This window comes from Janthinobacterium sp. GW823-FHT03B06, from assembly GCF_058796955.1.
The window spans coordinates 349,745-373,160 of the sequence record NZ_JBXAJE010000006.1; the positions used below are offsets into that span (position 1 = coordinate 349,745).

Genomic DNA, 23,416 nt, shown 5'->3' on the forward strand with positions numbered 1-23,416 from the left:
GCCGCGGCTACGCCGCGCAGGCGCCCCATGCTTTACTGCTGGACTTGATAGCCATCCGTCAGGGTGGCCAAAAATTTCACCATATCCTCGATCTCGCCCGCCGTCAGCGCCGGCGCCATGCCGCGCTTGCGGTCGAACGGCGCTTCGCTGACGTTGACGTTGGCGCGGTACCTCGCGGGTACGTCATTGAATTTCTGCACTTTCCCTTGTTGGTCGCGCGGATACCATTCTTGCGGATGCGTATCGCGCCGCGCATAGAAGCGCAGGGCATCGGTCAGGTTGTCGAACACACCGTTGTGGAAAAACACCTGGCGCGTGGCCACATTGCGCAGGCTGGGCACCTTGAAGGCGCCGCACAGCTCGCCTTTCAGCGCCAGGTCCGTGCGGTCGGGACCGCACAAGCCCAGATCGAAATACGCGGGGTCGGCCGTGGCGGGAATGCGCGTATTGCGCGGCACGCCCAGATTGTCGAAACTGAAGTCCGTAAACAAGGGCGGCGCGCCATGTTCGCCCCGCCCGCTGGGGTGGCAAGCGGCGCAATTGCCCTTGCGTTCATCGTTGAACAGGGCCAGGCCACGCAATTCCGCCAGCTCCAGCGGAACCTTGTTGGCCAGGTAGAGGTCATATTTGGAATCGTAGCGGTGGAAGTCCGGCTCTTCCTGCTGGAATTGCTGCAAGGCATAGGTGATGCGGCTGAATGCCTGTTGCGGTTGCGTAAAGATGGCAGCGCCAAAGACGTGCCGGAATGCTTCCGCGTAACTGCCGTTGCGCAGCCGTTCCACCACTTCATCCGTGCTGGCATTGGCCATTTCGTGCGGTGCCAGGAAAGGCCGTTCCGCCTGTTCCGCGAGGCTGGCGGCGCGGCCGTCCCAGTTGATGCCGCCGTTGGGTGCGCCTTCCCCATCAAAGCGGAAGGGCGGAGTGTGTTCCAGGTAGCGCAGCGATGGCGTAGCGCGGTAGCCGTGCGCCTGGCCATCTGCGCCCCCCAGTTGCACGGCCAGCTTGTTGGCTGGCGCGTAAGCATGGGCCGGGTCATGGCAACTGGCGCACGACTGCTTGCCCGAGGCGGACAGGCTGGCATCGTGGAAGATGCGCCGCCCCAGCTGTGCGGCAGGGCTGAGTTCGGCCGCTGCGCCTGGCATGCCGGGCAAGCCAAGCAACAAAGATATGCACACGTGTGCAAATCGGGTCGGTGAAAATCGCGCCTCAGCGCGTGGCTGGTCTTTGATGGTCATAGGTGGGGTCGCTATCGGCAAGGGGAGGGACAGACAATGCTGCGCCCAGTATAGGCAGCAATAGCCGGCGTGGCAACGATTTGCGATGCTGCGCTGCGCCATGGTTTAGAGCCTATCCCAGTAGGGAGCGTCTTCTGCTGGCAGTTCATCAGGAGCGCGGACAAGGCGTGAGGAGGACGCGTGGCGAGCCACGCGACGACGATCAACGCAGTTCCCGCTTCTGAGGGCCGCCAGCAGGGGATGTATTCATCTACTGGGATAGGCTCTTGGTGCCGCCCGCCGTGCCGGAGTGCGGCACGGGCGGCTGGCTGCGGCACGGTCAGTACGGTCAGTATTGTTCCCACTCGCCTTCCGCCACCATGGCGGGCGCGGCGCTCTTGCGGCTGGCGGGGGCGTTGGCGACGAGCCGGGGCTGGGCCGCCGTGGCGGCTGCGGGCCGTGGCGCCGGCTTTGGCTCCGGCCGCGATGCTGGCGCGGCTGGCGCCAGCGCCTGTGTGCCGTCGAGTTTGAACACGCTGACGGCTTCGGCCAGGATGCCCGCTTGATCCTGCAGCGCTTCGGACGCGGCGGCCGCCTCTTCCACGAGGGCTGCATTTTGCTGGGTCACGGCGTCCATTTCCGTGATGGCCTGGTTGATCTGTTCAATGCCCGCTTCCTGCTCGTTGCTGGCGGACGTGATCTCGGCCATGATATCCGTGACGCGCCGCACGCTATTGACGATTTCCTCCATGGTGCTGCCCGCCTGGTTCACGAGGGTGCTGCCAAGACTGACCTGGTGCACGGAATCGTCGATGAGGATCTTGATTTCCTTGGCGGCGGAGGCGGAGCGGTGGGCCAGGTTGCGCACTTCCGTGGCGACCACGGCAAAGCCCCGTCCCTGTTCGCCTGCCCTGGCTGCTTCCACGGCCGCATTCAGCGCCAGGATATTGGTCTGGAAGGCAATGCCGTCGATAACGCTGATGATGTCGACGATTTTCTTCGACGAGGCATTGATGGAATCCATGGTGGTGATTACTTCCGCCACCACCTGGCCGCCCTTGCTGGCCACGCTGGAGGCCGATTGCGCCATCTGGTTGGCTTGGCGCGCGTTTTCGCCATTCTGCTTGACGGTCGACGTCAGTTCTTCCATCGACGAGGCCGTTTCTTCCAGCGAGCTGGCTTGCTGTTCCGTGCGCGAAGACAGGTCCATATTGCCGGAGGCGATTTCACGCGAGCCGTGGGCGATGGCGTCCGTGCCATGGCGCACGCGGGCCACGATGCCTTGCAGATTGTCATTCATCTCTTTCAAGGCGCGCAGCAGCTGGCCCGTTTCATCGTTGCCGCGCGCGTCGATGCTGACCGACAAGTCGCCGGCCGCCACCCGTTGCGCCACCTTGACGGCTTCGGCGATGGGCCGGCTGATGGAACGGCTGATCAGGATGGCCAGCGCGATGGCAATGGCCGTCGCCGCGATGGACAGGGACAAGGTCAGGATGATGGCCATGCGCCCATCGGCGGCGGCTTGCTTGCCTTCGCTTTCCATCAGCGATTCCTGGAAGCTGGTCATGGCCGCCAGGGCCGTCAAGAATTTTTCTTGCGGATAGCGCAACTGCGTCAACAGGAAGATGCCCGCCGTTTCTGATTTGCCTTCTTGTAATAGTTTGATGTTCGCATCGCGCGTCCTGGCATAGCTTTCGCGGCTGCTCATCACGGCCTGGAGCAGTTCCTGGCCCTTGGGCGTGTTGATCATGGTTTTCAGGCGCGCCAGCAGCTCCGTATTCTTTTTGATCGAGGCCTGAATCTTGGCCACGGAACTGCTGACTTCGTCGGCATCGTTGGCGCCGATGATGGCGATGCTCAGCAGGCGGGCCTGGATATTGACCTCGGACTGTATCGTATTCGACAACATGACCTTGACATAGCGGTCGTTGAGAATTTTTTCCGTCGAGGTGTTGATGTTGCGAATGCGGCTGATGGAAACAAATGCCACCATGGCAAGCAGGACAATGATCAAGCCGAAACTGACGGCCAGGCGGGTACTGATTTTAAGCTTATACATAGGTCATTCATCCTCGGCGAAAAGCGGAAAGCGTGCGCAGGGAATCGTCCCGCGGACAGGCTGTGTCCATTCAAGACGATGCTGATGCGGTCAGTTTGCGTTACAGAAAGCTAATTCGGCAGGGACAGGGCCGTGGATGCGTATTGCCGGTGGCCGGGAAGTCATTGGCGACCCGCCCGGCGAGATATTCTTGCGGGGCAGCGCAGCGTGGCGCGGCCCGATTCTGTTGCTTAGTGTAGGACGATAATTTCTGACAGGCAAGATGTTAGGAAAAAAATCCGCTCGGCCAGCAACGCTTGTCGTGCGGTCAAAAAAAATGCCCCGGCGAGCGGGGCAAGGGATCAGGCGGGCCGTGTCGGCCCAGGCGCTCAGGCGCGCAAGGTGGACAGGATAGGTTGCAGCACGGCCGCGCCCAGTGCGGCGCTGCGGGCGCCGCTCCAGCCCGTTTGCGGGTCGGGATCGTTGGCGTTGTCCTTGAACGGCAATTCCAGGGTCAGCGACAGGCAGCCGAAGGCGTGCGTGATGTGGGGCGAGCCCATGGTCAGCACTTCCGGCGTGAACGGGCCGTCTTCATAGCCATGCTCATCCTGGAAGTCGGGGCTGGCCACCTTGAAGTCGGCGATGAAGCGCTCTTGCTCGGCCTTTTGTGCTGGCGTGAAATTTTCCAGCGCATCGCTGCCGGCCACGAAGACGTAGGGCAAGCCTTCGTCACCATGCACGTCGAGGAACAGGTCGCAACCGATTTCATGCATTTTCTGTTTCACCAGGAACACTTCCGGGCTGCGCTCCATGGTCGGCGTCATCCATTCGCGGTTCAGGTTGGCGCCGGCCGCGTTGGTGCGCAGGTTGCCGTGCACGGAACCGTCCGGGTTCATGTTCGGCACCACGTAGAAGACGGCGTCCTGCAGGCACTGGCGGGCAAAGGGATTGGCCTGGTCCAGCAAGGCTTCAAGCATGCCTTCGACAAACCACTCGGCCATCGTCTCGCCCGGATGCTGGCGCGCGATGACCCAGACTTTTTTCTCGGCATCGGCGTCGCCGACGACCAGCAGATTCATGTCGCGGCCTTCCACCGTGCTGCCCAGGTCGATCAGGCGCACGAGCGGCGACGCTTGCGCGCTGTCGATCAGGGCCAGGTGGCGGTCCCATGGATACGGTTCGAAATAGGCGTAGTAGACGCTTTCTTCCTCGGGGGTGTGTTCGATGGTCATCACCGTGCCGTCAAAGCTGGTCGGCACGCGGAACCAGGTTTCGCGGTCGTAGCTGGCCACGGCCTGGTAGTCTTTCCAGCCGTCCGGGTAGGCGGACTTGCCGGCATTCATGAAGCGGATCGTGCACGCCTCGCCTTGCGCGCCTTGCAGGCGGAAGTAAAACCACTGCGTGATGTCGGCGTGGGAATCCTTGCGGATGTTCAGTTCGATGGACTGGGCATCGTCGGCGCGCAGCACCTCGATCGCGCCGGCGTCGAATTGCTGGCTGATTTTAATGGTCATGAGTGTTCCTGATAAAAACGTATGGGTTTTGCATCGTGTGCAATGGCGCGATGATACCTGTTTTGCGGTGGCCTTTGTGCTGGCGCAAACGATGACGGACATGCTTTGCTAACGTGGAAGCTCCGACATGGGGAGATCATCATGGACGACCATAGCAACCACATACGCGAACTGGAAAAGAAAATCAGCGCCCTCAGCGACGCGCTTGCGCACCTGGGCAAGGGCACGACCTTGCAGGAATTGCTGCGCATCATACGTTTCCCTGGCTATACGACGCCGGCCGAATTCACCTTCAATGTGGCCATCCTCGACACCATGCTGGTGCAGGCCAATGCGCTGGAAAAGCTGGGGCAGGATTTGCTGGCGGGGGCCAAGCAGGTGGTGGCAAAACAGTGAGCAGGCGGTGACTTACAACACCTAACAAAACCGTAGCGAGCGGAAGGGAGTTGTGGTTGAGAAGCGCAACTGTACGAAGGTACAGTGAGCATCGCAGGCCGCAAATACCGACGCGCAGTAGGTTTTGATAGGTGTTCTTATTCCTGAACACCTGAAAAATGGCCAGGGCAAGGCGCAGGGCCGCAGGCAGTACGAACGTACGCCCAGGCCCTGCAACGCCGCCATGGACGTTTTATCAGGTGTTCAGTCCGCCGAAGCGTTCGTAAAACCACGGCTCCACGTCCGGCGCGTGCTCATCCTCGCGACGCAGGGTGGCCAGGATGTGTTCCTCAGCAGGTGCATACGTGATGCGGTACAGGTCGCGCGCCAGCGCATAGGCTTGCGTGCCAGGCCACGGTTCGGGCAGCAGCTCGACGGGCAGTTGCGGGTCGTGCAACTGCACGCGGCGGTAGGCGTGCGTCAGCAGCGAGCGGATGACGAACGCCTGCTCCGCATCGAACACGGGTTCTTCCTGCAGCAGGGTCAGCAGCGGCTGGAAGCTGGCGATGAATTTTTCGTAGCCGGCCATCACTTCCGACAAGTCCCAGCAGTCGCCCACCATGTCGCGCAGGGGCCGCGTGCTGACACCCGGCAACTCTGTTGTGTGGCAGACATACAGCTTGCCCTGCACCTCGTTGCGCACGAGGATATCTTCCAGCGCCTCCGCATTGCTGGCCGGATGGCCAAAGATGCCGGGAGAGATCAAGCCGTAGCCCGCCCACAATAATTCCTTGCGCAGCGCGCCCCGTTCGGCGGCGCCGATGCTGCCGGCCGGACCGATCACCAGGGTCCAGCTGCCATCCCAATGCACGACCAGCGGCGCGTAGATGCGGCGGTAGGCGCGTTCGAAGCGGGCCAGCGCCTCCGGGCGTATCGCATAGGCGCTGCGGCGGCCGTCGCGCTGCGAGCTGAGCCAGCCTTCCTGCGCCAGGCGGAACACGCTGGTGCGCAATAGCCGGTCATTGACGCCGAATGGCGCCAGCAGTTCGATCAGGCTCCCCAGCCAGATGGCGCCGCCGCGCGGCACGATGGCGTCGCCGAAGATGGTCATCACCAGGGACTTCGAGCGCGGTGGGTCGCTTTCCAGGAAATCGGCTATCCATGCCGTGCAGCGGGTGTTCTTCATGTGGTTCCGGTCTGGCCGTGTTGCGGTCGGTTCAATAAAAGCAGCAGTTTACTTGGCTGCGCGGGTAGCGCGGCAATAATTTGCCGGAAGCGCGGGTAGCGCCCCATGGTGTTTTCTCATAAGCAATATCATACGCACAAAAAAGCTGCACAAGATACGATTTTTTAAAATGATTCACATCAAGTGTATGCAAATCGTTTTTTGTATCGTATTATCTGTTTATCGCACCGCGTTGCTGCGCAAAATCAAAGACATGGGAGACACATCATGTACGCACAAATGGTTGAAACCGGCCTCAAGAACGTCCGCTCCATCGACGACATGGGCCAGGAAGAGCGCGCTTTCCAGGCGCGCATCGACGAAGGCATCAAGATCGAGGCCAAGGACTGGATGCCGGACGCCTACCGCAAGACGCTGATCCGCCAGATTTCGCAGCACGCGCACTCGGAAATCGTCGGCCAATTGCCTGAAGGTAACTGGGTCACGCGCGCACCGACCCTGAAACGCAAGTCGATCCTGCTGGCGAAGATCCAGGACGAAGCGGGCCACGGCCTGTACCTGTACAGCGCCGCGGAAACCCTGGGCGTCTCGCGCGACGATTTGCTGGCCGCCTTGCACTCGGGCAAAGCCAAATATTCCAGCATCTTTAACTATCCCACCCTGTCGTGGGCCGACATGGGCGCCATCGGCTGGCTGGTCGACGGTTCCGCCATCATCAACCAGATTCCCCTGTGCCGCTGCTCCTATGGTCCGTATGCGCGCGCCATGATCCGCGTCTGCAAGGAAGAATCGTTCCATGCGCGCCAGGGCTACGACATCATGATGTCGCTGTGCAAGGGTACGCCCGAACAGAAAGCCATGGCGCAAGATGCCTTGAACCGCTGGTGGTGGCCGTCGCTGATGATGTTCGGCCCGTCCGACGCCGCCTCCGTCAACAGCGCCCAATCGGCGCAATGGCGCATCAAGCTGTTCTCGAACGATGAATTGCGCCAGCGCATGGTCGACCAGACCGTGCCGCAAATCGAATACCTGGGCCTGACCGTGCCCGATCCCGACCTGAAGTTCAACGCGGAAACGGGCCATTATGAATTCGGCGAGATCGACTGGTCCGAGTTCAACAATGTCCTGAAGGGCAATGGCCCGTGCAACCGCGAGCGTTTGCAAACGCGCGTGAAAGCGTATGAAGACGGTGCATGGTTCCGCGGTGCCTTGGTCGCCTATGCCGACAAGCAAGCCGCCAACAAAGCAGCAGCGTAATTACATAAGACAGATAGGGGATAGCAACATGAGCAAAGAATGGCCTTTGTGGGAAGTTTTCATCCGCAGCCAGCACGGCCTGGCGCACAAGCATGTGGGCAGCCTGCACGCCTCCGACGCCGCGATGGCGGTCAACCATGCGCGCGACGTCTACACGCGCCGCAATGAAGGCGTGAGCATCTGGGTGGTGCGCGCGGCCGATATCGTCGCCAGCAGCCCCGGCGACAAGGGCGCCCTGTTCGAACCGTCGAACAGCAAGGTATACCGCCATCCCACCTTCTTCCCGATGCCGGAAGAAGTCAAGAACCTGTGATGGGAGCGCCTGCAATGGATGACAAGGTCAACTACCTTTTGCGCCTGGGCGACAACGCCCTGATCCTCAGCCAGCAGCTGTCGCAGCTGTGCGGCAAGGGACCGGCGCTGGAAGAAGACATGGCGCTGACCAACGTGGCGCTCGATCTGTTGGGCCAGACGCGCTTGTGGTTCAGCTATGCGGCCGAACTGGAAAACGCGGGCCGCGACGAGGACGACATCGCCTTCTTGCGCGACGCCCACGATTTCAAGAACTGCCTGCTGGTCGAACAGCCGAACGGCAATTACGCCGACACCATGATGCGCCAGTTCTTCTTCGACAGCTGGCACTACTTCCAGCTGCTGGAACTGACGAAATCGTCGGATGGTCGCATCGTCGAAGTGGCGCAAAAGTCGATCAAGGAAGTGACGTATCACCTGCGCCGCAGCGGCGACCTGATCGTGCGCCTCGGCGACGGCACGGCGGACAGCCATGCGAAAACGCAGGCCGCGGCCGACAAGCTGTGGATGTACACGGGCGAGATGTTCAAGTACGACGCCGTCGACCAGGCCATGGTCGCCGCCGGCATCGCGCCGCCATCGGACGTGCTGCGCCGGGCTTTCCTCGAGCACGTGGCCGAGATCTTCGCCGAAGCGACATTGACCATGCCGGCGCCCGACGCCTGGATGCAAAAGGGCGGCAAGCAGGGCACGCACACGGAACACCTGGGTTTTATTCTGGCCGAGATGCAGTTCCTGCAGCGCGCCTACCCCGGGGCGGAGTGGTAATGCACGCCGCCGGCGCATCACTGGACGCGGCCCAGGTCTGGGCCTGGCTCGGCGACGTGCCCGACCCGGAAATCCCCGTCATTTCGGTGGTGGACCTGGGCATCGTGCGCGCCGTCGAAGTGACGGATGGCGATGCCTGCATCGTGACGATCACGCCCACATATTCGGGATGTCCGGCCATGCAAGTGATCGCCGACGCCGTCACGGATGCCTTGCGCAGCCATGGCGTGGCCAGGGTGACCCTGGTGAACCAGCTGGCGCCCGCCTGGACCACGGACTGGATGAGCGAGGCGGGCAAGGTCAAGCTGAAAGGCTATGGCATCGCGCCGCCGCAGCAGCAGGTGATCGATATCAGCGGCTTGCGTGGTGGCGTGAAACGGCAACCGATGCCCAAGCTGGACGTCATTTGCCCGAACTGCGGCTCCACGCATACGCAGCTGACCAGCCAGTTCGGCTCCACGCCGTGCAAGGCCCTGTACAAATGCCTGGCTTGCCGCGAACCGTTTGACTACTTCAAGTGCCACTAAAAAAATCAGGCACACGTTCCGAAGAAACTGGAGATGAAGCATGAGTAAATTTTATCCGCTGCGCGTAGCGAACGTGCGCAACGAAACACGCGACACCATCGCCGTCACGTTCGACGTGCCGTCTGAACTGCAGCAGCAGTTCCGCTTCCAGCAGGGCCAGCACCTGACCCTGCGCACCAATATCAATGCGGAAGACGTGCGCCGTTCGTATTCCATCTGTTCGGCGGTGCAGGACGGCACCCTGCGCGTGGCCATCAAGCGCACGCCGGGCGGCGCTTTCTCCACCTGGGCCAACGACACCCTGAAAGCCGGCGCCACCATCGAGGTGATGCCGCCCATGGGACACTTCAACGTGCCGCTCGACTGCGTCAACCGCAAGCACTACCTGGCATTCGCGGCCGGCAGCGGCATCACGCCCATCCTCTCCATCATCAAGACGACCCTGCTGACGGAACCCCTGAGCCGCTTCACCCTGTTCTACGGCAACCGCGCCTCGTCCTCCGTCATCTTCAAGGAAGAATTGACGGACCTGAAGGATGTGTACCTGGAGCGTTTGAACCTCGTCTACGTGATGAGCCGCGAGCAGCAGGACATCGAATTGTTCAACGGCCGCATCACGCAAGAAAAATGCGAACAGTTCCTGCAGCACTGGATCAAAGTCGAAGACTACGACAACGCGTTTATTTGCGGCCCGGAAGACATGATGCTCGGCGTGTCCGCTGCCCTGCAGGCGGCCGGCATGCCCAAGCAGAATATCAAGATCGAACTGTTCGCCGCCAGCATCCCGAAAAACGCCCACAAGCCGCGCGCCCAGCTGGCAGCGGATGCTGTGCAGGAAACGGAAGTGACCGTCATCATGGACGGCAACCATACCACCTTCATGATGGACAAGGACAAGGAGTCCATCCTCGACGCGGGACTGCGTCAGGGCATCGACATGCGCTACTCGTGCAAGGGCGGCGTATGCTCGACCTGCCGCTGCAAGATCCTCGACGGCAAGGTCGAGATGGACGTCAACTACGCGCTGGAAGACTATGAAGTGGCGCGCGGCTTCGTCCTCAGTTGCCAGAGTTTTCCGCTGACCGACAAGGTCGTCGTCGACTTCGATCAGGCAGAATAAAAGCCGGGGTCAGTTCCTGCGGAATCGTAATTCGGCCCATTGGGGCGAATTACCCCGCCGGGTCTGACCCCAGATTTCCGCTGCGGGCCAATAAATAAAAATAGCGAGATGCCATGACCTACCAAAACATCCTCTTCACCATCGAGCAGGGTATCGCGACGCTGACCCTGAACCGTCCCGACAAGCTCAATAGCTTTACGCAAGCCATGCACGAGGAAGTGCGCGACGCGATTGCGCAAGTGAACGCCGACAGCACCGTGCGCGTCTTCGTGCTGACGGGCGCGGGCCGCGGCTTTTGCGCGGGCCAGGATTTGTCCGACCGCGCCGTGGAACCCGGTTCGAAGGGCGTGGACCTGGGCGAATCGGTGGAAAAGAACTACGCGCCGCTGGTGCTGGCCTTGAAAGCCCTGGCTATGCCCGTGATCTGCGCCGTCAACGGCGTGGCCGCCGGCGCGGGCGCCAACCTGGCGCTGGCTTGCGACATCGTCATCGCCGGCAAGTCGGCCAGCTTCGTGGAAGTGTTCTGCAAGCTGGGCCTGATTCCGGATACGGGCGGTACCTTTTTCCTGCCGCGTCTGATCGGTTCGGCACGCGCCATGGGACTGGCCATGCTCGGCGAAAAACTGACGGCGGAAAAGGCCGAGGACTGGGGTTTGATCTGGAAATGCGTGGATGACGCGCAGCTGGCGGAAGAGACGCGCAAGCTGGCCGTGCACTTTTCTACCGCACCGACCAAGGGCCTGGCGTACACCAAGCAGGCGCTGGCTTTCAGTGGCGCCAATACCCTGCCGCAGCAGCTTGCGCTGGAAGCGCGCATGATGAGCGATCTCGGTAACAGCGACGATTACCGCGAAGGCGTGGCCGCCTTCATGGAAAAGCGCACACCGCAATTCAAGGGACATTGATATGGCAGCTTTGGACAACAACAGTATCGTCGCCGTCATCGGCAGCGGCGCCATGGGCGCCGGCATCGCGCAGGTAGCGGCAGCGGCCGGCTACACGGTCAAACTGTACGACACGCGCGCGGAAGCGGTGAGCAAGGCTTTGCTTGATATCGGCAAGATGTATGCGAAGCTGGCCGAGAAGGGCCGCATGACGTTGGACGAAGCCACGGCCGCCACGGCGCGCCTGCAGGCGGCCGGCAGCCTCGCCGACATGAGCAGCGCCGCATTGGTGGTGGAAGCCATCGTGGAAAACCTCGACGTCAAGCGCGGCCTGTTCGCCGAACTCGAAGCGTTGGTCAGCGACGACTGCATCCTGGCGACGAATACCTCGTCGATCTCCGTGACGGCGATCGCCGCCAAGCTGCGCCGGCCGGAACGCCTGGTCGGCATGCATTTCTTTAATCCCGTGCCCCTGATGGCGCTGGTGGAAGTGATCAGTGGCCTGGCCACCAGTGAACAAGTTGCCGCCACCGTCTACGACACCTCGATCGCCTGGGGCAAGAACCCCGTGCATGCAAAATCGACACCGGGCTTCATCGTCAACCGTGTCGCCCGTCCGTTTTATGCGGAAGGCTGGCGCCTGTTGAACGAGCAGGCGGGCGACCCCGCCACCATCGACGCCGTGCTGCGCGAAGCGGGCGGCTTCCGCATGGGGCCATTCGAGCTGATGGATCTGATCGGTCACGACGTGAATTTCTCCGTCACGCAATCCGTGTTCGGCGCCTACTTCAACGACCCGCGCTTCACGCCGTCCGTGCTGCAGCAGGAAATGGTCAACGCGGGATTCCTTGGCCGCAAATCGGGCCGAGGCTTTTATCTGTACGGCGAAAGCGCGCCTGCCCCCGTGGCGCAGGCGGAAAGCGCGCAAGCGGCCCCGGAATTTGTCGCCCTGTCGGCCGCCATCGGCGGCGATGGCCGTGGCCACAGCGGCATCATCCGCAGCCTGGTGCAGCGGCTGGAGCAGGCGGGCGTCACCGTCAGCCGCCGCGTGACGCAGGAAGGCCAGGCGCATGACGAGGCACCGGCCCTGCATTGCCATGGCGCCGCGATCTATCTGACCGATGGGCGCAGCGCCACCCAGCGCGCGCACGACAACCAGCATCCGGACACGGTGCTGTTCGACCTGGCGCTCGATTACGCCAGTGCAAAGCGCATCGCCGTGGCCCGTGCCGACCAGTGCAGCGACGACGCCTATGCGGCCGTCGTCGGCCTGTTCCAGGCGGCCGGTTTCACCGTCACGCGCCTGGACGACGTGCCTGGCCTGGCCGTCATGCGCACCGTCGCCATGCTGGCCAACGAGGCGGCCGACGCCGTCAACCAGGGCGTGTGCACGGCGGATGCCGTCGATATCGCCATGCAGAAGGGCGTCAATTATCCGCGCGGACCGCTGGCCTGGGCCGATGCGGTAGGCGTTCAACAGATTGTCACCGTGCTGCACCACCTGGCGCAAGGCTATGGCGAAGACCGCTACCGGGTCTCGCCGCTGCTGCGCCGCAAACTCGCCAATGGAGCACCGTTTCATGCATAAGGAAGACCATATTCACGCTGCCCAGGCTTTGGCCGAAGCGGCTGCCGCCTCCATGCTGTCGCGCGATAACGCCACCGCCGCCATGGGCATCGCCCTGGCCGACGTGGGTCCCGGCCATGCGCGCATGACGATGACGGTGCGCGCCGACATGCTCAATGGCCACCAGACCTGCCACGGCGGTTTCATTTTTGCCCTGGCCGACAGCGCCTTCGCCTTCGCCTGCAACAGCTACAACATGAACACCGTGGGCGCCGGCTGCACCATCGACTATCTGGCGCCAGGCCGCGAAGGCGACGTGCTGACGGCGCACGCCGTCGAACAGGCGCTGGCGGGCAAGAGCGGCGTCTATGACGTCAAGGTCAGCAACCAGGAAGGCCGCGCCGTCGCGCTCTTCCGGGGCAAGTCGATCCGCGTGGCGGGCGAAGTCATACAAGAGCAGGCTTGAACTGCCGGAACCGATTGAATAGTTAAAGAATTAAACAGGAGACAATGATGGTCCAACGTACGCCTTCCCCGAATGACCTCGAGCCGATCGAGCGCGCCAGCAAGGATGAACTGCAGGCGCTGCAGCTCGAACGCATGAAATGGACGCTCAAGCACGCGTATGACAACGTGCCCCATTACCGTGCCGCTTTTGACGCAGCGGGCGTGCATCCGGATGATCTCAAATCCCTGGCCGACCTGGCCAAATTCCCGTTCACGGACAAAAAAGTCTTGCGCGACAATTACCCGTTTGGCCTGTTCGCCGTGCCGCGCGAGCAGGTGGTGCGCATCCACGCCTCGAGCGGCACCACGGGCAAGGCCACGGTGGTCGGTTACACGCAGAACGATATCGACACCTGGGCCAACGTGGTGGCGCGCTCGATCCGCGCCGGCGGCGGCCGCGCGGGCGATATGGTGCATATCTCGTATGGCTACGGCCTGTTCACGGGCGGCCTGGGCGCGCACTACGGCGCCGAGCGCCTCGGCTGCACGGTCATCCCGATGTCCGGCGGGCAGACGGAAAAGCAGGTGCAGCTGATCCAGGATTTCAAGCCGTCCATCATCATGGTCACGCCGTCGTACATGCTCAACATCATCGAGGAATTCACGCGCCAGGGCCTGGACCCGGCCGAATCGTCGCTGAAGGTGGGTATCTTCGGTGCCGAACCGTGGACGGACGCCATGCGTTCGGAAATCGAAGCGCGCGCCGGCATCGACGCCGTCGACATCTACGGCCTGTCCGAAGTGATGGGACCTGGCGTGGCGTCCGAATGCATCGAGAGCAAGGACGGTCCCGTCATATGGGAAGACCATTTTTACCCCGAGATCATCGATCCGGAAACGGGCGAAGTGCTGCCGGACGGCGAAGAGGGCGAACTGGTGTTTACCTCCTTGTCGAAAGAGGCGCTGCCCATCATCCGCTACCGCACGCGCGACCTGACCCGCTTGCTGCCGCCGACCTCGCGGGCCATGCGCCGCATCGGCAAGATCACGGGCCGCTCCGACGACATGCTGATCATCCGCGGCGTGAACGTCTTCCCCACGCAGATCGAAGAGCTGATCCTCAAAATGCCGAAGCTGGCGCCGCAATACCAGCTGGTCGTCACGCGCGACGGCCACCTCGACAAGCTCGAAGTGATCGCCGAGCTGCGCATCGACCTGACGGCCACCCTCTCGGCGAGCGAAACGGACGCTCTGGCGCGCGAGCTGGAGCACCGCATCAAGACGCACGTGGGCGTGAGCACGCGCGTGCGCCTGGTGGCCGCCGCCGGCATCGAACGCACGCTGACGGGCAAGGCCCGCCGCGTGGTCGACCAGCGCCCGAAGATTTTCTCCTGATAGCCCGAACAAGGAAGCAAACATGAACGAAGCCTTTATCTGTGACGCCGTGCGCACACCTTTCGGCCGCTACGGCGGTGCCTTGTCCAGCGTGCGCGCCGACGACCTGGGCGCGCTGTCGATCGCCGCGCTGATCGCCCGCAACCCGTCCGTCGACTGGTCCGCCATCGACGACGTGTTCTACGGCTGCGCCAACCAGGCGGGCGAAGACAACCGCAACGTGGGCCGCATGGCCGCGCTGCTGGCGGGCTTGCCGGCGGCAGTGCCGGCCAATACCATCAACCGCCTGTGCGGCTCCAGCCTGGACGCCGTGGGCATGGCCGCCCGCTCGATCAAGGCGGGCGAGGCGGAGCTGATCATCGCCGGCGGCGTGGAAAGCATGACGCGCGCACCGTTCGTGATGGGCAAGGCCGACAGCGCGTTCTCGCGCGCGGCGAAAATCGAAGACACGACCCTGGGCTGGCGCTTCGTCAACGGCAAAATGAAGGCGCAGTACGGCATCGATACCATGCCGGAAACGGCGGAAAACGTGGCCGTGGAATTTGGCATCAGCCGCGCCGACCAGGACGCGCTGGCCTTGCGCAGCCAGCAGCGCTGGGCCGCCGCCAACGCGGCCGGCGTGTTCGATCGCGAAATCGTGCCCGTCGCCGTGCCGCAAAAAAAGGGCGAGCCGAAGATGGTGACGATGGATGAACATCCGCGTCCGGACACCTCGCTGGAAATGCTGGCGAAACTGAAAGGCGTGGTGAAGGCGGATGGCACGGTCACGGCCGGCAACGCCTCGGGCTTGAACGACGGCGCCTGCGCGATCTTGCTCGCGTCCGCCGCCGCCGTGGATAAATACAAACTGACGCCGCGCGCAAAAGTGCTGGGCATGGCCACGGCGGGCCTGGCGCCGCGCATCATGGGCTTCGGTCCCTCGCCGGCGTCGCGCAAGGTACTGGCGCAGACCGGCCTCACCATTGAGCAGATGGACGTGATCGAACTCAATGAAGCGTTTGCCGCGCAGGCGCTGGCCGTCACGCGCGACCTGGGCCTGGCCGACGATGCGGCCCACGTGAACCCGAATGGCGGCGCGATTGCCATCGGCCATCCGCTGGGCGCATCGGGCGCGCGCCTGGTGATGGCCGCGCTGAACCAGCTGGAACGCACGGGCGGGCGCTATGCGCTGTGCACCATGTGCATCGGCGTGGGGCAGGGTATTGCTGTCGTCATTGAACGCGTATAAAAAAGTAAAACAACAAAAAAGGCGCAGGCTTGTAAAAAAGCGCCAACCATAATTGACCGTAGTGCCAACCTGGTGGAGACCATAATGATTGCCAATATCTTCAAGAAAACCCTGATCGCCGGCGTGCTGGCCATGACTGCCGCGGGTGCGTACGCGGCCGACAACATCAAGATCGGTTCCGTGCTGTCCGTCACGGGCCCTGCCGCCTTCCTGGGCGACCCGGAACTGAAAACCCTGCAGCTGTATATCGAGAAAATCAATGCGGCCGGCGGCGTGCTGGGACGCAAGCTGGAACTCGTGCATTACGACGACGGCAGCGATGCGGCCAAGGCCAACGGTTTTACCAAGCGCCTGATCGAGTCGGACAAGGTCGACGTGCTGATCGGCGGCACCACCACCGGCGCGACGATGGCGATGGCGCCGCTGGTGGACCGCGCCAGCATGCCGTTCATCTCGCTGGCGGGCGCCGTGGTCATCATCGATCCGGTCAAGAAATGGGTTTTCAAGACGCCGCATACGGACCGCATGGCGGCCGAGAAGGTGTTCGAGGATATGAAGAAGCGCGGCATCAGCAAGGTGGGCCTGCTGTCGGAAACGAGCGGCTTCGGCGCCTCGGGCCGCAAGGAATCGCAGATCGTCGCTTCCAAATATGGCATCACCCTGGTGGCCGATGAAACCTACGGTCCGAAAGACACGGACATCACGGCGCAGCTCACGCGCATCAAGAATACGGCCGGTGTGCAGGCCGTCTTCGTGTTCGGCCTGGGCCAGGGCCCGGCGGTCGTGACCAAGAACTACGGCCAGCTGGGCATGGCCGCGCTGCCGCTGTACCAGTCGCATGGCGTGGCGTCGGACGAATACCTGAAGCTGTCGGGCAAGGCTGCCGAAGGCGTGCGCCTGCCGACGCCGGCACTCTTGATCGGCGCCATGCTGCCCGACAGCGACGCGCAGAAGGCCGTCGTCGTCGGCTACGACAAGACGTATAAAGACCGCTACAAGATCGATCCGTCGACCTTTGGCGGCTATGCGCTCGACGCCCTGAACCTGTCGGTGGACGCCATCAAGCGCGCCGGCGGCACGGACCGCGAAAAAGTGCGCACGGCACTGGAACAGACCAAGGGTTTTGTGGGCACGACCGGCGTGTTCAACATGTCGGCCAAAGACCACATGGGCCTGGACCTGTCGGCTTTCCGCATGGTGGAAGTGAAGAACGGCGAATGGCAATTGTCGAAGTGATGTAAGCCGGAGTACCTGCGCGAGGCCGCCCTCGAAGGCGGCCCGCGCATAGCCGAACATAATGGAGACACCATGGAAGTCGCACAATTTCTACAATTTCTGTATTCCGGGATGACGGTCGGTTCCGCCTACGCGCTGGCGGCGCTGGGCTTTACCATCATCTACAACACCAGCGGCGTGATCAATTTCGCGCAGGGCGAATTCATCATGCTGGGCGGGATGCTGGCCGCCGTGATGTCGGCCGCCGGCGTGCCGCTGCCGCTGGCCATCATCCTGGCCGTCATCGCCACCGGCATCGTTGGCCTGTTGATGGAAAAAGCCGTGATCGAACCGGCGCAGAACGCGCAGGTCATCACCCTCTTGATCATCACCATCGGCGCTTCGCTCGTGCTGCGCGGCCTCGTGCAAATCTGGCTGGGCAAGGATACGCACTCGCTGCCGGCCTTTTCCGGCGACGCGCCGATCGAATTTCTGGGCGCCAGCCTGCTGCCGCAAAGCCTGTGGGTGCTGGGTGTGACCGTCGTCATCGTGCTGGTGCTGGGCTGGTTCTTCGGCCGCACGCTGATGGGCAAGGCCATGCTGGCCACCTCGCACAACAAGCTGGCCGCGCAACTGGTGGGCATCAACACGCGCAAGGTCCTGCTGTTCTCGTTCGGCCTGTCGGCCCTGCTGGGCGCGGCGGGCGGCATCCTCGTCGCACCGATCACGTATACCTCGTATGACGCGGGCATCATGCTGGGCCTGAAAGGTTTTGTCGCCGCCGTCCTCGGCGGCCTCGGTGGCGGCGCGGGCGCCATTGCCGGCGGCCTGATCCTCGGCATCGCCGAAGCCATGACGGCCGGCTACATCTCCTCGGCCTACAAGGATGCGGTGCCGTTCGTGCTGATTCTGTTGATCCTGTTCTTTCTGCCGCAAGGCTTGTTTGGCGCTAAAAATTCGGAGCGTGTATGAAGAATTTCCTTACCCGCTCGCGCCATGGCGGCTTGCTCTTGCTGGCGCTCGTGCTGGCCATTTTGCCGCTGTTCCTCAGCAATGCGTTCTACTATGACGTGGCGATCCGCATCGCGCTGAACGCCATCGTCGTCATCGGCCTGAACCTCTTGATGGGCTATACGGGCCAGATCAGCCTCGGTCACGCGGGCTTCTATGGCCTGGGCGCGTATGCGTCGGCCGTGCTGACCACGCATTATGGCTGGCCGCCGCTGGCCGCCCTGGCCGCCGGCGCCGTTGCCACGGGCCTGCTGGCGCTGCTGCTGGCGCGTCCCGTACTGAAACTCAAGGGCCATACCCTGGCCATGGCGACGCTGGGACTGGGCATCATCATTTCCATCGTCATCAACAACGAGACGCAATGGACGGGCGGTCCGGACGGCATCGGCGTCTCCGCCTTCAGTGTCGCCGGCCTGGAAATCGCCGGCGAAAAATCATGGTACCTGGTGTGCGCCGTGCTGCTGTTGCTGGTCACGTGGCTGGCCCTGAACCTCATCGATTCGCCCGTCGGCCGCGCGCTGCAGGCCATCCACGGTTCGGAAGTGGCGGCCCGCGTCGTCGGCGTCGACACGACGCGCTTCAAGGTGCGCGTGTTCGTGCTGTCGGCGGTGATTGCCAGCATCGCGGGCAGCATCAGCGCCCATTACATCGGTTTCATCACGCCCAACCTGGCCGGCTTCTTCCACTCGATCGAGCTGGTGACGATGGTGGTGGTGGGCGGCATGGCGTCGATCTTCGGTTCCATCATCGGCGCCGCGCTGCTGACGGTCTTGCCGCAACTGCTGTCCAGTTTTGAAGGCTGGGAAACGGTGGTGTTCGGCGTGATCCTGATGGCGACCATGATCTTCATGCCCAAGGGCCTGGTGCCGAGCTTGGCCAGCCGTTCGCGCAAGCGTTCTGCCACGCCGAAAGCACCGCCTCAATCTGCACGGGAGGTGTGAGATGCTGACGATTAACAACCTGAGCAAGAGCTTCGGCGGCGTGCATGCGGTGCAGGATGTGAGCTTTACCGTCAAGGAAGGCAATATCCACTCCGTGATCGGGCCGAACGGCGCCGGCAAGACGACCCTGTTCAACCTGATCACCGGTGTCTACACGCCGACCAAAGGCGAGATCCTGCTCAATGGCGAGAACGTGGCCGCCATGTCGCCCGATGCGCTGGCGCGGCGCGGCATGAGCCGCACTTTCCAGAATCTGCAGGTGTGCATGAACATGACGGCCATCGACAATGTGATGGTGGGCGCGCACCTGCGCCTGAACCAGAACCTGTTCGCCTCCATGCTGCGTTTGCCTTCCGTGCGCCGCGCGGATGCGGCCTGCCGCGACGAGGCGGCGGGCCTGATGGAATTTGTCGGCGTCGGCCGCCACATCGGCGACGAGGCGGGGCAGATGTCGTATGGCGCATTAAAACGCCTGGAAATCGCCCGTGCGCTGGCGGCCAAGCCGAAGGTGCTGCTGCTCGATGAGCCGGCGGCGGGCCTGAACCACACGGAGACGGGCGAGATCGAAGCCCTGATCCGCAAGGTGGCGCAATCGGGCGTGACGGTGGTGCTGGTCGAGCATGACATGAAACTGGTGATGAATCTGTCGGACCATATCCTGGTGCTCGACTATGGCAAGAAGCTGGCCGAAGGGACCGCCGCCGAAGTGCGCGCCAATCCCGACGTGGTGGCGGCATACCTGGGAGTGGCGGCATGATGAAGATGGAAAAACCTCAGACACCGCTGGTGCTCGATATCGCCGGCCTGACCAGCCATTACGGCCGCATCCAGGCCCTGCACGGCATCGACCTGCAGGTGCGCCAGGGCCAGCTGGTGGCGCTGGTGGGCGCCAATGGCGCCGGCAAGACGACCTTGCTGCGGGCGATCTCCGGCGTGCAGCCGATCAGCGCCGGCAGCATCGCCTTCGCCGGCCAGGACGTGAGCCGCATGAGCGCCGACAAGCGCGTGCGCGCCGGCATTTGCCAGGTGCCAGAAGGGCGGCAAGTGTTCGGCCCCATGACGGTGGAAGACAATCTGCGCCTGGGCGCGTTTACACGCCCCGCACAGGACGTGGCGGGCGACATGGAGCGCATGTACGGCCTGTTTCCGATCCTGAAGGAAAAGCGCCTGCTGCTGGCCGGCACGCTCTCCGGAGGACAGCAGCAGATGCTGGCCATGGCGCGCGCGCTGATGGGCCGCCCGCAACTGCTGCTGCTCGATGAACCGAGCATGGGCCTGGCGCCGCTCCTGATCGCGGAAATCTTCCGCATCGTGGCCGAGCTGCGCGACCAGGGCATCACCATCTTCCTCGTCGAACAGAACGCGCATGCGGCCTTGTCGATCGCGGACGTGGGCTATGTGATCGAGACGGGCGCGATTACCCTGTCCGGTCCCGGCCCCGAATTGCTGCACAACGAGCAGGTACAGAGCGCGTACCTGGGTATGTGAAGACAGCAGCGGAGGGCCGGGGTCAGACCCGCCGGGTCTGACCCCAGTTTTCCGCTGCGTCTAGTAATAGCGTGCATGGCGCGCAGATGAATAGGAGTTTGTATGGTCAAAGTCTACGAAATCAACGGCGTCACCCCCGTCGTCCACCCCAGCGCCTATGTGCACCCATCGGCCGTGCTGATCGGCGACGTGATCGTCGGTCCGCGCTGCTATATCGGTCCGCTCGCTTCGATCCGCGGCGACTTCGGCCGATTGATCCTGGAAGAGGGGGCGAACCTGCAGGACACCTGCGTCATGCACGGCTTCCCCGGCTGCGACACGGTAGTCGAAGTCGATGGCCATATCGGCCATGGCGCCGTGCTGCACGGCTGCCGCATCGGCCGCAATGCGCTCGTCGGCATGAACGCCGTGGTGATGGACAACGCCGTCATCGGCGAGGAATCCATCGTCGCCGCCATGAGTTTCGTCAAGGCGGGCATGGTCGTCGCACCGCGCAGCATGGTGGTGGGCACGCCCGCCAAGGTGATCCGCACGCTGACCGACGATGAAATCAAATGGAAAAGCTCGGGCACGGGCCAGTACCACGAACTGGCCGTGCGCTCGATGCAGACGATGCGCGAAGTGGAAGCGCTGACGCAAGTCGAGGCGAACCGCCAGCGCCTCAATTTCGAATCGGCCTTGCCGCTGCATTTGCACAAGTACGCTGCTGCGCAATAACCTTTAACCCTTTAAATGCTGGGGTCAGACCCGACGGGTCTGACCCCTAACGGAGAAACCACATGGCTCACATATCCACCCTGCAAAGCCTGATCGCCGGCCGCTGGCTGGGCGAAAGCGCCGCCGTGCCCCTGCACAGTGCCTTGAACAACCGCGTCATCTATCATACGCATGCGGAAAAGATCGACTTCGACGAAGCCGTCACGTATGCGCGCAAGACGGGCGTGCCGGGCCTGATGGCGCTCGATTTCCAGCAGCGCGCCGCGCGCCTGAAGGCGCTGGCCCTGTACCTGGTCGAGCGCAAGGAAGAACTGTATGCGATCTCGCACCTGTCGGGCGCCACGCGCGCCGACAGCTGGGTCGACATCGAAGGCGGCACGGGCACCCTGTTCGCCTACGCCAGCATGGGCAGCAACGAGCTGCCGTCGTCGAACGTGCTGCACGAAGGCCCGGCCATCGCGCTCGGTAAAAAAGGCGGTTTCGCCGGCACGCACATCCTGGTGCCGCGCGGCGGCCTGGCCGTGCACATCAACGCCTTCAACTTCCCCATCTGGGGTCTGCTGGAAAAATTCGCGCCCAGCTTCCTGGCGGCCATGCCCTGCATCGCCAAGCCGGCTACGGCGACCAGCTATCTGACGCAGGCCGTCGTGCGCATGATGCATGAATCGGGCTTGCTGCCGGCCGGCAGCTTGCAGCTGGTGATCGGTTCCACGGGCGACTTGCTGGACCGCCTGAATGGCCAGGATTTCGTCACGTTTACAGGATCGGCCGCCACGGCCGCCAAGCTGCGCACGAATTCCAACCTGATCGCCCAGTCCGTGCCTTTCAACGGCGAAGCCGATTCGCTCAATTGCGCTATCCTGGCACCGGACGTCACGCCCGACGACGTGGAATTCGACCTGTTCGTCAAGGAAGTCGTGCGCGAAATGACGGGCAAGTCGGGCCAGAAGTGCACGGCGATCCGCCGCATCATCGTGCCCGAGCACCTGATGGACGCCGTCGGCTCGCGCCTGCGCGAGCGCCTGGCCAAGGTGGTGGTGGGCGACCCGTCCATCGAAGGCGTGCGCATGGGCGCGCTGGCGTCGAAAGAGCAGCAGAACGACGTGGCCGAGCGTGTCGCCACCCTGTCGCAGGGTAATGAAGTGGTGTTCGGTGCGGCCGACGGATTCAATCCGCTCGGCGATGGCGCGCAGGACGGCAGTTTCTTCTCGCCGACCTTGCTGATGTGTCGCGACGCCTTCGGCAACGATGCCGTGCATGACGTGGAAGCGTTCGGCCCCGTCAGCACCATGATGGGTTACAAGGATATCGATGAAGCGCTGGGCCTGGCCGCGCGCGGCAAGGGCAGCCTGGTGAGCACCCTGGTGACGCGCGATCCGAAGATCGCCGCGCGCGTGGTGCCGCAAGTGGCGGCCACGCATGGCCGCGTGCACGTGCTCGAGCGCGTGGCTTCCGTCGATTCGACGGGCCATGGCTCGCCCCTGCCGCAGCTGAAGCATGGCGGTCCTGGCCGCGCGGGCGGCGGCGAGGAACTGGGCGGCGTGCGCGCCGTGCGCCATTACCTGCAACGGGCGGCCGTGCAAGGCTCGCCGACCATGCTGGCGGCCATCACGGGCGAATACGTGCGCGGCGCGGACGTCAACGAAAGCCCGATCCACCCGTTCCGCAAGCACTTCGAGGACTTGAAGACGGGCGACTCGCTGCTCACGCACCGCCGCACAGTCAGCGAAGCGGACATCGTCGCCTTCGGCGGCATCTCGGGCGATTTCTTCTACATGCACTTCGATGAAATCGCGGCGAAGGAATCGCAGTTCGGCAAGCGCATCGCCCACGGCTACTTCGTGCTGTCCGCCGCCGCCGGCCTGTTCGTCTCGCCCGGTGTCGGTCCCGTGCTGGCCAACTACGGTCTGGACAACCTGCGCTTCGTCGCGCCGGTGGCGATTGGCGACACCATCCGCGCCCGCCTGACGTGCAAGCGCAAGGTCGACCGCAACCGCAAGGACGTGTTTGGCGTGGGCCAGGGCGTGGTCGCGTGGGACGTGCAGGTGACCAACCAGAACGAGGAACTGGTGGCCAGCTATGACATTCTGACCCTGGTCTCCAAGCGCGAGTAAGTCCGAGAGTAAGCGTCTCCGGCAGGACCGGTGTGAATGGCGCCACCCGCGAACTTCGCGCGGGTGGCGCTTTTTTTATGGGGGTTCTTTTGGTCTTG

General features: G+C 63.1%; 22 protein-coding genes. 18 read left to right on the plus strand and 4 right to left on the minus strand.

The features are described 5' to 3' along the window. Positions 1-32: 32 nt before the first annotated feature. The 3 genes from AC1RBA_RS20980 to AC1RBA_RS20990 form a co-directional block, all read right to left on the minus strand. Positions 33-1,142: a cytochrome-c peroxidase gene (locus tag AC1RBA_RS20980; protein ID WP_254679551.1), complete on the minus strand. Its 1,110-nt coding sequence runs from the start codon at positions 1,140-1,142 to the stop codon at positions 33-35. 421 nt (positions 1,143-1,563) lie between these two features. Continuing rightward, a complete protein-coding gene (locus AC1RBA_RS20985) occupies positions 1,564-3,273 on the minus strand; it encodes a methyl-accepting chemotaxis protein (protein ID WP_492419743.1) in 1,710 nt (569 codons plus the stop codon). A 368-nt stretch (positions 3,274-3,641) separates the two neighbouring features. Next, the gene (locus AC1RBA_RS20990; protein ID WP_086137170.1) at positions 3,642-4,766 is read right to left on the minus strand and encodes a M14 family metallopeptidase; all 1,125 of its coding nucleotides are present in this window, start codon (positions 4,764-4,766) and stop codon (positions 3,642-3,644) included. Positions 4,767-4,907: 141 nt separating this feature from the next. Between AC1RBA_RS20990 and AC1RBA_RS20995 the strand changes: the two genes are divergently transcribed. Continuing rightward, on the plus strand, positions 4,908-5,162 hold the full coding sequence (locus tag AC1RBA_RS20995) for a hypothetical protein (RefSeq protein ID WP_070224236.1): 255 nt from the start codon (positions 4,908-4,910) through the stop codon (positions 5,160-5,162). Between the two features lie 235 nt (positions 5,163-5,397). On the opposite strand, the gene paaX is transcribed toward AC1RBA_RS20995, so the two are convergent. Beyond that, on the minus strand, positions 5,398-6,327 hold the full coding sequence (gene paaX, locus AC1RBA_RS21000) for a phenylacetic acid degradation operon negative regulatory protein PaaX (RefSeq protein WP_070224237.1): 930 nt from the start codon (positions 6,325-6,327) through the stop codon (positions 5,398-5,400). Between the two features lie 267 nt (positions 6,328-6,594). Between paaX and paaA the strand changes: the two genes are divergently transcribed. The 17 genes from paaA (at position 6,595) to paaZ (ending at position 23,318) form a co-directional block, all read left to right on the plus strand. Beyond that, positions 6,595-7,584 (plus strand): 1,2-phenylacetyl-CoA epoxidase subunit PaaA, encoded by a 990-nt coding sequence (gene paaA / locus AC1RBA_RS21005; RefSeq protein ID WP_492419744.1) that lies wholly within the window; start codon positions 6,595-6,597, stop codon positions 7,582-7,584. Between the two features lie 28 nt (positions 7,585-7,612). Continuing rightward, positions 7,613-7,897 (plus strand): 1,2-phenylacetyl-CoA epoxidase subunit PaaB, encoded by a 285-nt coding sequence (gene paaB, locus AC1RBA_RS21010; protein ID WP_070224239.1) that lies wholly within the window; start codon positions 7,613-7,615, stop codon positions 7,895-7,897. A 14-nt stretch (positions 7,898-7,911) separates the two neighbouring features. Continuing rightward, positions 7,912-8,664 (plus strand): 1,2-phenylacetyl-CoA epoxidase subunit PaaC, encoded by a 753-nt coding sequence (gene paaC / locus AC1RBA_RS21015; protein WP_492419757.1) that lies wholly within the window; start codon positions 7,912-7,914, stop codon positions 8,662-8,664. Next, a complete protein-coding gene (paaD, locus tag AC1RBA_RS21020) occupies positions 8,664-9,191 on the plus strand; it encodes a 1,2-phenylacetyl-CoA epoxidase subunit PaaD (RefSeq protein WP_492419745.1) in 528 nt (175 codons plus the stop codon). Before paaC ends, paaD begins: the two co-directional genes overlap by 1 nt. A 40-nt stretch (positions 9,192-9,231) precedes the next feature. Beyond that, positions 9,232-10,311 carry a 1,2-phenylacetyl-CoA epoxidase subunit PaaE gene (gene paaE / locus AC1RBA_RS21025; RefSeq protein WP_070224242.1) on the plus strand — a complete coding sequence of 360 codons (1,080 nt, stop codon included), beginning with the start codon at positions 9,232-9,234 and terminating at the stop codon, positions 10,309-10,311. A 113-nt stretch (positions 10,312-10,424) separates the two neighbouring features. Next, complete coding sequence (paaG, locus tag AC1RBA_RS21030) at positions 10,425-11,216, plus strand: 2-(1,2-epoxy-1,2-dihydrophenyl)acetyl-CoA isomerase PaaG (RefSeq protein ID WP_492419746.1); 792 nt, start codon at positions 10,425-10,427, stop codon at positions 11,214-11,216. Position 11,217: 1 nt separating this feature from the next. After that, entirely contained in the window at positions 11,218-12,783 is a 1,566-nt protein-coding gene (gene paaH / locus AC1RBA_RS21035; RefSeq protein WP_492419747.1) for a 3-hydroxyacyl-CoA dehydrogenase PaaH, read from the plus strand. Then, positions 12,776-13,228, plus strand: a complete 453-nt coding sequence (paaI, locus tag AC1RBA_RS21040; RefSeq protein WP_070224245.1) for a hydroxyphenylacetyl-CoA thioesterase PaaI — start codon at positions 12,776-12,778, stop codon at positions 13,226-13,228. The genes paaH and paaI overlap by 8 nt, the downstream gene beginning before the upstream one ends. Positions 13,229-13,275: 47 nt before the next feature. Beyond that, positions 13,276-14,604, plus strand: a complete 1,329-nt coding sequence (gene paaK, locus AC1RBA_RS21045) for a phenylacetate--CoA ligase PaaK (protein ID WP_121671209.1) — start codon at positions 13,276-13,278, stop codon at positions 14,602-14,604. Positions 14,605-14,626: 22 nt separating this feature from the next. Continuing rightward, positions 14,627-15,832, plus strand: coding sequence for a 3-oxoadipyl-CoA thiolase (gene pcaF, locus AC1RBA_RS21050; RefSeq protein ID WP_492419748.1), 1,206 nt, complete (start codon positions 14,627-14,629; stop codon positions 15,830-15,832). Between the two features lie 84 nt (positions 15,833-15,916). Next, complete coding sequence (locus AC1RBA_RS21055) at positions 15,917-17,068, plus strand: ABC transporter substrate-binding protein (protein WP_070311614.1); 1,152 nt, start codon at positions 15,917-15,919, stop codon at positions 17,066-17,068. A 72-nt stretch (positions 17,069-17,140) separates the two neighbouring features. Further along, the gene (locus AC1RBA_RS21060; RefSeq protein ID WP_070224249.1) at positions 17,141-18,019 is read left to right on the plus strand and encodes a branched-chain amino acid ABC transporter permease; all 879 of its coding nucleotides are present in this window, start codon (positions 17,141-17,143) and stop codon (positions 18,017-18,019) included. After that, positions 18,016-18,999, plus strand: a complete 984-nt coding sequence (locus AC1RBA_RS21065) for a branched-chain amino acid ABC transporter permease (RefSeq protein ID WP_070224250.1) — start codon at positions 18,016-18,018, stop codon at positions 18,997-18,999. Before AC1RBA_RS21060 ends, AC1RBA_RS21065 begins: the two co-directional genes overlap by 4 nt. A gap of 1 nt (position 19,000) precedes the next feature. Next, positions 19,001-19,756 carry an ABC transporter ATP-binding protein gene (locus AC1RBA_RS21070; RefSeq protein WP_070224251.1) on the plus strand — a complete coding sequence of 252 codons (756 nt, stop codon included), beginning with the start codon at positions 19,001-19,003 and terminating at the stop codon, positions 19,754-19,756. Beyond that, positions 19,756-20,487, plus strand: coding sequence for an ABC transporter ATP-binding protein (locus tag AC1RBA_RS21075; protein ID WP_070291038.1), 732 nt, complete (start codon positions 19,756-19,758; stop codon positions 20,485-20,487). The genes AC1RBA_RS21070 and AC1RBA_RS21075 overlap by 1 nt, the downstream gene beginning before the upstream one ends. 102 nt (positions 20,488-20,589) lie before the next feature. Beyond that, complete coding sequence (gene paaY, locus AC1RBA_RS21080) at positions 20,590-21,204, plus strand: phenylacetic acid degradation protein PaaY (protein WP_492419749.1); 615 nt, start codon at positions 20,590-20,592, stop codon at positions 21,202-21,204. 62 nt (positions 21,205-21,266) lie between these two features. Beyond that, complete coding sequence (gene paaZ / locus AC1RBA_RS21085) at positions 21,267-23,318, plus strand: phenylacetic acid degradation bifunctional protein PaaZ (protein ID WP_492419750.1); 2,052 nt, start codon at positions 21,267-21,269, stop codon at positions 23,316-23,318. Positions 23,319-23,416: the final 98 nt, after the last annotated feature.

Excerpts from the sequence above, each read along its gene's own strand:
- paaI (WP_070224245.1), top strand. The coding sequence starts at position 12,776 with ATGCATAAGGAAGACCATATTCACGCTGCCCAGGCTTTGGCCGAAGCG.
- AC1RBA_RS20980 (WP_254679551.1), bottom strand. The coding sequence starts at position 1,142 with ATGCCAGGCGCAGCGGCCGAACTCAGCCCTGCCGCACAGCTGGGGCGG.
- paaK (WP_121671209.1), top strand. The coding sequence starts at position 13,276 with ATGGTCCAACGTACGCCTTCCCCGAATGACCTCGAGCCGATCGAGCGC.
- paaC (WP_492419757.1), top strand. The coding sequence starts at position 7,912 with ATGGATGACAAGGTCAACTACCTTTTGCGCCTGGGCGACAACGCCCTG.
- AC1RBA_RS21060 (WP_070224249.1), top strand. The coding sequence starts at position 17,141 with ATGGAAGTCGCACAATTTCTACAATTTCTGTATTCCGGGATGACGGTC.
- paaY (WP_492419749.1), top strand. The coding sequence starts at position 20,590 with ATGGTCAAAGTCTACGAAATCAACGGCGTCACCCCCGTCGTCCACCCC.
- pcaF (WP_492419748.1), top strand. The coding sequence starts at position 14,627 with ATGAACGAAGCCTTTATCTGTGACGCCGTGCGCACACCTTTCGGCCGC.
- AC1RBA_RS21065 (WP_070224250.1), top strand. The coding sequence starts at position 18,016 with ATGAAGAATTTCCTTACCCGCTCGCGCCATGGCGGCTTGCTCTTGCTG.
- paaD (WP_492419745.1), top strand. The coding sequence starts at position 8,664 with ATGCACGCCGCCGGCGCATCACTGGACGCGGCCCAGGTCTGGGCCTGG.
- paaZ (WP_492419750.1), top strand. The coding sequence starts at position 21,267 with ATGGCTCACATATCCACCCTGCAAAGCCTGATCGCCGGCCGCTGGCTG.
- AC1RBA_RS20985 (WP_492419743.1), bottom strand. The coding sequence starts at position 3,273 with ATGTATAAGCTTAAAATCAGTACCCGCCTGGCCGTCAGTTTCGGCTTG.
- paaX (WP_070224237.1), bottom strand. The coding sequence starts at position 6,327 with ATGAAGAACACCCGCTGCACGGCATGGATAGCCGATTTCCTGGAAAGC.
- paaH (WP_492419747.1), top strand. The coding sequence starts at position 11,218 with ATGGCAGCTTTGGACAACAACAGTATCGTCGCCGTCATCGGCAGCGGC.
- AC1RBA_RS21075 (WP_070291038.1), top strand. The coding sequence starts at position 19,756 with ATGAAGATGGAAAAACCTCAGACACCGCTGGTGCTCGATATCGCCGGC.
- AC1RBA_RS20995 (WP_070224236.1), top strand. The coding sequence starts at position 4,908 with ATGGACGACCATAGCAACCACATACGCGAACTGGAAAAGAAAATCAGC.
- paaA (WP_492419744.1), top strand. The coding sequence starts at position 6,595 with ATGTACGCACAAATGGTTGAAACCGGCCTCAAGAACGTCCGCTCCATC.
- paaE (WP_070224242.1), top strand. The coding sequence starts at position 9,232 with ATGAGTAAATTTTATCCGCTGCGCGTAGCGAACGTGCGCAACGAAACA.
- paaG (WP_492419746.1), top strand. The coding sequence starts at position 10,425 with ATGACCTACCAAAACATCCTCTTCACCATCGAGCAGGGTATCGCGACG.
- AC1RBA_RS21055 (WP_070311614.1), top strand. The coding sequence starts at position 15,917 with ATGATTGCCAATATCTTCAAGAAAACCCTGATCGCCGGCGTGCTGGCC.
- AC1RBA_RS20990 (WP_086137170.1), bottom strand. The coding sequence starts at position 4,766 with ATGACCATTAAAATCAGCCAGCAATTCGACGCCGGCGCGATCGAGGTG.
- paaB (WP_070224239.1), top strand. The coding sequence starts at position 7,613 with ATGAGCAAAGAATGGCCTTTGTGGGAAGTTTTCATCCGCAGCCAGCAC.
- AC1RBA_RS21070 (WP_070224251.1), top strand. The coding sequence starts at position 19,001 with ATGCTGACGATTAACAACCTGAGCAAGAGCTTCGGCGGCGTGCATGCG.